Source organism: Halomonas garicola, from assembly GCF_031935715.1.
Classification (GTDB): domain Bacteria; phylum Pseudomonadota; class Gammaproteobacteria; order Pseudomonadales; family Halomonadaceae; genus Vreelandella; species Vreelandella garicola.
On sequence record NZ_JASSZF010000057.1, the window covers coordinates 1 to 5,750 of the forward strand.

The following is a 5,750-nucleotide window of genomic DNA, read 5'->3' on the forward strand; positions in this document are numbered from 1 at the left end:
GGCCTGCATGGGTCTCCTTCGCATGTTGTTGTGTGTCGTAACTCACAACATGCATGACTCATGCAGGCTTTTTCAATCCTATCATGCTGATTTTATTACCCATTTCATGGGGATTCCTCAGATTTTATAGGCATTTGGTGAGGGGCAGTATGTGCCTGCCCTCCCTAATCTCTGTAAGGAAGGCCAGGCACAGAGGTCATTTTTACAGATAATTTATCGCTAGCTTCAGGATTCGCTTTTATCCTCAAGGAAGCGTTTGAAAATTTCTACGCCCTCAGCGTTTCGATCCGACATTTCGGCTACTTTGGGCCAGACTTTCTCGATGGACAGTTCCCGCATCCGCTCAACTTCCTCATCGCTGAAGCGAATGACTTCACCGCCTTCGTCTTTCAACGTCTGCAGCGCGATATCTACCTGGTCAGCATGCAGCTGGCTCGTCTCAAAGTAGGTTTCTTCGAAGATGCCCTCGATCTGTTCACGCTGCCAATCGGTTAATGCATTCCAGGCTTCCAGATTCACGTAGGTTTCCTGGTGCTGAGCCGGGTTCCAGCCGGGTAAAATGGCGTAATCGACCACTTCCTGGAACGACATATCATCAATGCCGCCGGTATCCCAGTAGGTGCCTTCGATAGTGCCCAAGCGAATAGCCGTATAAATATCACCGGCACCCATAGAGACAGCGGTACCGCCGACTGCTTCGTGGAACAGGGCCTGGGGGCCGCCGGCACGCATTTTCTTACCTTTCAGGTCTTCGTATTTCTCCACGCGGAAGTTGGTGAACATGGCGTTCGCCCCCTGGTTGGTCCAGCCGATCCAGTGAAGCCCGCGCTCGTGGGCAGCCTCCTGAACCAGGTCCCCCACTCGGTAGTCGTCCCCCCACATGACCTCCCAGGCCTCTTCCGGATTACTGGCCCCCATGGCCAGGCCATAGGCCAACATACCTTCCGGGAGCACCCCGCCGTAGACCGTTGCCCAGCCGGCATAGCCTTCGGTCATCCCCGACACCGTGGCATTAAAGGCTTCATTGCCACTGGTCAGGGAGCCTGCAGGCATCAGCTTGATTTTTACGGTACCTTCCGTGGCCTCCTCTACCGCCTCAGCCCAGGGCACTAGCCCTTTATCCCAGCCGGCATCGGACGAATCAAAGGCCGGTTGAAATACCCATTCGGTCACTTTATCCGGTGGACCCTCGGCTTGAGCCAGAGCATAGGTGGACATAGCGCCGACGCTGATTGCTGTTATGGTTATAATGCTGCGCTTGACAGATATCATTTCACGACCCCTTTCTTTTTTTAAGGTTGGTTATCCCGACGCAATGTCAGCCCCGAGAAATGCATGCTTATGGTTTTTTTATAATTACTTTTATATCTTCTACGAATTGCTTGATGACAATCATCAGCACAATAAAGGCAGCTAGCGGGATGGCGCTCTTGATGGGATAAATCGGTACGGGAACGGCCGTAGGCGTTACCTCACTGAATTTGATTGACATCATGGCTGAAGCGGTGCCTTCCCAAATCAGAACGCCCAGAAAGGCGAAAGTAAGGACCGATGTCAATACGTCGCATATCGCTTTGGTGCGAGCCGAAAAGTTGGCATAAAAAAGGTCAAGCTTGATGAAGGAGCCGTGTTTCAACGCATAGCCGCCACCGACGCAGGCTATCAGTACCATGGCGGCTTGAATCGAAGCACCGATCCACTGGGATGCCGAATTGAGAACATACCTTAGAAAAACGTCGGTGACGCCAAACGCCATGCAGTAGAGTATAAGGAGGCAGCCGATAAGCCCCATATATTCGATTACCTTATCGAGTGTCCTACTGAAAATAGTATTCAGCATTTTTTGCCCCTTGAGCGTATATTCTTTTTATTTAGTTAAAATTAATATAAATCCCTTATCTATTTGAGCTCTTGTTTTTCAGCACGTAGCTCATGTAGCCACTACTCGGCGGACTGTTCCGCGACGATACTCTCGGTTTCTCCCTCGAACACCGTCTCGCCACCGACGATGGTCTCAAGCACCTTGATATCCTTGATCTTCATCGGGTCGAGATGACCGATCGACAGCGGGTTGTCGGACAAGATCACGAAGTCCGCGAGCTTGCCGGGTTCGATGCTGCCTTTTATATCCTCTTGGAAATACTGCCAGGCGGCGTTGGTAGTGATCGCCTTGAGCGCCTCCAGCGGAGCAACCTGCTGATCCTCCCCGATGATGTCGCCGTCGGTCGACATGCGATTAACCGAAGACCAAATCATCTGAATGCCGTCGATCGGTACCACCGGCGTGTCGGTATGGGTGGTGGGCGTCAGGCCGTGTTCGTAGGCGCCTTTCAGCGGACTCATATGTTCGGCACGCGATTCGCCAAAAAAGACGTTCTTGTGGCGATCCCCCCAGTAGAAGGTGTGGCCGATGAAAAAATCGGGATGTACGTCGAGCGCCGCCATCTGGTTGAGCTGATCGGGCCGGGTGAACTGCGAGTGCTGAATCGTGTGGCGCGCATCCTCGCGCGGCGAGGCAAGCTGGGCGGCGGCAAAGGCGTCGAGCGTATCCTGGATGCCCTGGTCGCCGTTGGAATGAACGGTAACCTGCCAGCCTTCCCGGTGTAATGCTTCGACGAAGTCGAAGAACTCGTCGCGGTCGTCCCAGTACGGGAAGCCCCGGTAGGATCCGTCATCCTGCGGCCGCTGCGTTTTGTAGGGCTGGCTGAAGTGTGCCGTGTAGCCCTGCGGTGAGCCGTCAATGACGAGTTTCATGGGGCCGTGATGGATCATGTTACTACCGGCGGTGATATCGGATCCTGACTCCACTGCGGGATAAGTCCGTGCATCCTCAATGTTTGTCTCCCTTGGCCAGTACGTCAGCCGCAGGAAGAGGTCTTCATCATTGAGCGCCTCTTTGTACACATCGATCATGTCGGGGTTACTAGGCTGGTCGTTGGCGGTGGTGAAACCATGCGCGGTCCACATCTCGGACGCTTTGCGGATGCCGGCGAGCTGATCCTCCTTCGTCGTTTCGGGGGTGAGGTCGCTGACCAGCTGGCCCGCATTGCCTTCCAAAACGCCGGTGGGATCGCCGGTCTCGCTATCCTTTGCCACACGCCCGCCGTCGGGGTCGGTCGTATCGGCGGTAATGTCGGCCATTTCGAGGGCCTTGGAGTTGACCGCCGTGACGTGACCAGAGATATGTTTGGCAATCACCGGATGCGACGTGCTGACCTGATCGAGATCTTCCCGCGTTGGATGGCGGCTCTCGTCGAGTAGCGTATCGTCGTAGCGGGCCCCACGGATAACCTCGCTCTCGCTGTTAGCTTCCGCCTCGTCCGTTAGCTTGGCGATGAGGTCGTCCATGCTGGTGACGTTGCCGATCGGCGGCGGGTTGAGATCAACCTGCTGCAGGGCCGAGGTTCCGGCGCTGACGAAGTGGCCGTGGGGGTCGATGAAGCCGGGAAGCATCGTTTTCCCCTCAAGGTCGATCCGCTCGGTGCCGTCGTCGGTCAGCGGCTTGATATCGGCCAGCCGGCCGACATGGGTAATGCGGTCGCCTTCGACGGCAACCGCTTCAACGAACAGATTTTTCTCGTTCATGGTGACGATGTTGCCGCCGTAATAAATCTGGTCGACTTGCGCATAGGCGGCGGAAGAAGCAGCTAAAGCAAGGAGAGGCAAAGAAGCCGTGGCTATTATTTTAGGGAAAACTAACTTATACATTCCGACCCCACTATATTATTAAGCGAAATGCAAAGTGCACGCTTTTAAACTCAAGGAAACTACGTATAACCTCAAGAAAAAATACGTAGAAATCATTCTTTATCAGGGTATTACGTATCTTTCCTCACCTACGGTTTTCATTGCTGCAAGCGATCGACGCTTAGATAGAACATAGGCATCTTAACCAAAGGCTGTCAAGCTACGCTCGGCGAAAACCACCTAAAGGCTAAGGCCGCTTAAAAGCTGAGTAGGTATCTGATTTAGGCCGGTATTTTAGCGGATGCGGCTGATAGGCTCTGTCAGATGGAAAAGTATAAAATCACCATGTCAAGCGTCTGGTAATGTATCGAAAAGAAGCTGTTTTGCCTTTCGTTTTTGTTCATAAAATGAGCGTTAAGAAGGCTGGCTATCAACTTTACGATGAGACCTAACAATGATCCGTAGCCTTTTAATCACCGCCGACGGCGAGCTTCACACCGGAGGCGAAGAGCTTATCGAGCGCTTTCACGCCGAGCCCAAAAGCCGCATCTGGATTGATGTTCAGGGGGAAGGCAGCGCCCGGGGAAAGGCGCTGCTGGAGGCGTTTGGCTGCCATCCGCTGGCGATTATCGATGCTCAGAAGGATAATCGCCACCCGCCCAAGATCGAGGAGTTTGACTCGCATACGCTGATCATCTATCGCGGGCTTGCCGCCTTTGATGCCGACCTTGACTACCGGCCCCAGCAGATCCCCTTTTTCATCGGCGAGCGCTATCTGATCAGCCTGCACGCCGGCCTGGCCATGAGCATCGACCGAATGCTGGGGCAGAACGGCGGCGCGCTGCTGCAGAAATCTCCAGGCCATCTGGCGCTTCGCATCATGTATCTGTCGGCAGGGTTTTATCAGGAAAGCCTGACCGAGTTCGAGGCCAGGCTCAGCGAGCTTGAGGATGCGCTGATGGAAAACGGCACCGATACGCTGATGAAACAGGTAATCGGCTATCGCTCGCGGCTGTTGAAAATGCGGCGGCTGTTCAACTACCACCAGTCGATTACCAGCGAACTGCTATCCACGGACTGCGAGCATATTCCCCACGGCAACGAGGATACCGAGCACGCGATTACCGACGTTCACGAACGCTTTGAACGCCTCTACAGCCTGACCAGCATGTACTACGACATTTGCGGGGATCTGGTGGACGGCTATATGTCGCTGTCCTCGCACCAGCTGAACCGCACCATGCAGGTGCTCACGGTGATCACCGCGATCTTTGTACCGCTGACGTTTCTGGCCGGTATTTACGGCATGAACTTCGCCTATATGCCCGAGCTCGACGAGCGCTACGGCTATTTTTTCCTGCTGGGCAGCATGGCCGCGATCGCCCTGGGGCTGATCTGGCTGTTCCGGCGCTGGCGTTGGCTTTAGCCGGCGCCCTTGCTGTTTGAACTCAGGCCTGGAAGCGAGCAGTAGAATAACTTTGGCTTTTGCGATAAGGCGGCTGTCGTGGCAACAACGTGCATAAAATAGGCAGCCTAGCCTTTAATGTGCAAAGAAAAATCATAAAACGGGCTATCCGGAACTTCCTCTGCGGGTCTGCTGACTGACTAGGCAGCCGATTTGGAAACGGTGTTTTTACCGACTTCATCGGCTATCGGGCAGTATGCTGTGGGACCGCATACTTCCTTATTTTCGGTTTTAACCGAAGATTACCTCATTGGTCCGTAAGGTTAGATTCAACTGCCAAACGAAGATTGATGGAGTGATATTCATGCGTACTAAAACCCCTATGACTCGTACTGCTCTTTTGACTCTGCTGACAGCGGGGGCTCTGAGCCTGGGCGGCATCGGCGTTGCTACGGCTGCAGACGGCCAAGGCCAGCCTGGCGATACGGGCACCACCGGAGATACGACCACCATGGAAGAAGGTCAGGGCCAAGGGCGGAACCTGTCAACCTGATTCGGACAGATCGTTAAAAATTAACGTCGATTTTGCAGCGGTATGGCTCGCCGCCGACAGTGTCGGGAAGTTCACTACGCTGTACGGCGCTGGGTCGTCATCATC

The 5,750-nt window shown here is 54.2% G+C and carries 4 protein-coding genes; 1 reads left to right on the forward strand and 3 read right to left on the reverse strand.

Features of this window, described 5'->3' with window-relative positions:
* Positions 1–225 precede the first annotated feature (225 nt).
* The 3 genes from RS027_RS13285 to RS027_RS13295 form a co-directional block, all read right to left on the reverse strand.
* Positions 226–1,272 (reverse strand): TRAP transporter substrate-binding protein, encoded by a 1,047-nt coding sequence (locus tag RS027_RS13285; protein WP_311957702.1) that lies wholly within the window; start codon positions 1,270–1,272, stop codon positions 226–228.
* A 67-nt stretch (positions 1,273–1,339) separates the two neighbouring features.
* Positions 1,340–1,840: a TRAP transporter small permease subunit gene (locus RS027_RS13290; protein ID WP_311957703.1), complete on the reverse strand. Its 501-nt coding sequence runs from the start codon at positions 1,838–1,840 to the stop codon at positions 1,340–1,342.
* 101 nt (positions 1,841–1,941) lie between these two features.
* Positions 1,942–3,708, reverse strand: a complete 1,767-nt coding sequence (locus tag RS027_RS13295; protein WP_311957704.1) for an amidohydrolase — start codon at positions 3,706–3,708, stop codon at positions 1,942–1,944.
* Positions 3,709–4,141: 433 nt separating this feature from the next.
* Between RS027_RS13295 and RS027_RS13300 the strand changes: the two genes are divergently transcribed.
* Complete coding sequence (locus RS027_RS13300) at positions 4,142–5,113, forward strand: magnesium transporter CorA family protein (RefSeq protein WP_311946932.1); 972 nt, start codon at positions 4,142–4,144, stop codon at positions 5,111–5,113.
* The last annotated feature ends 637 nt before the right edge of the window (positions 5,114–5,750 follow it).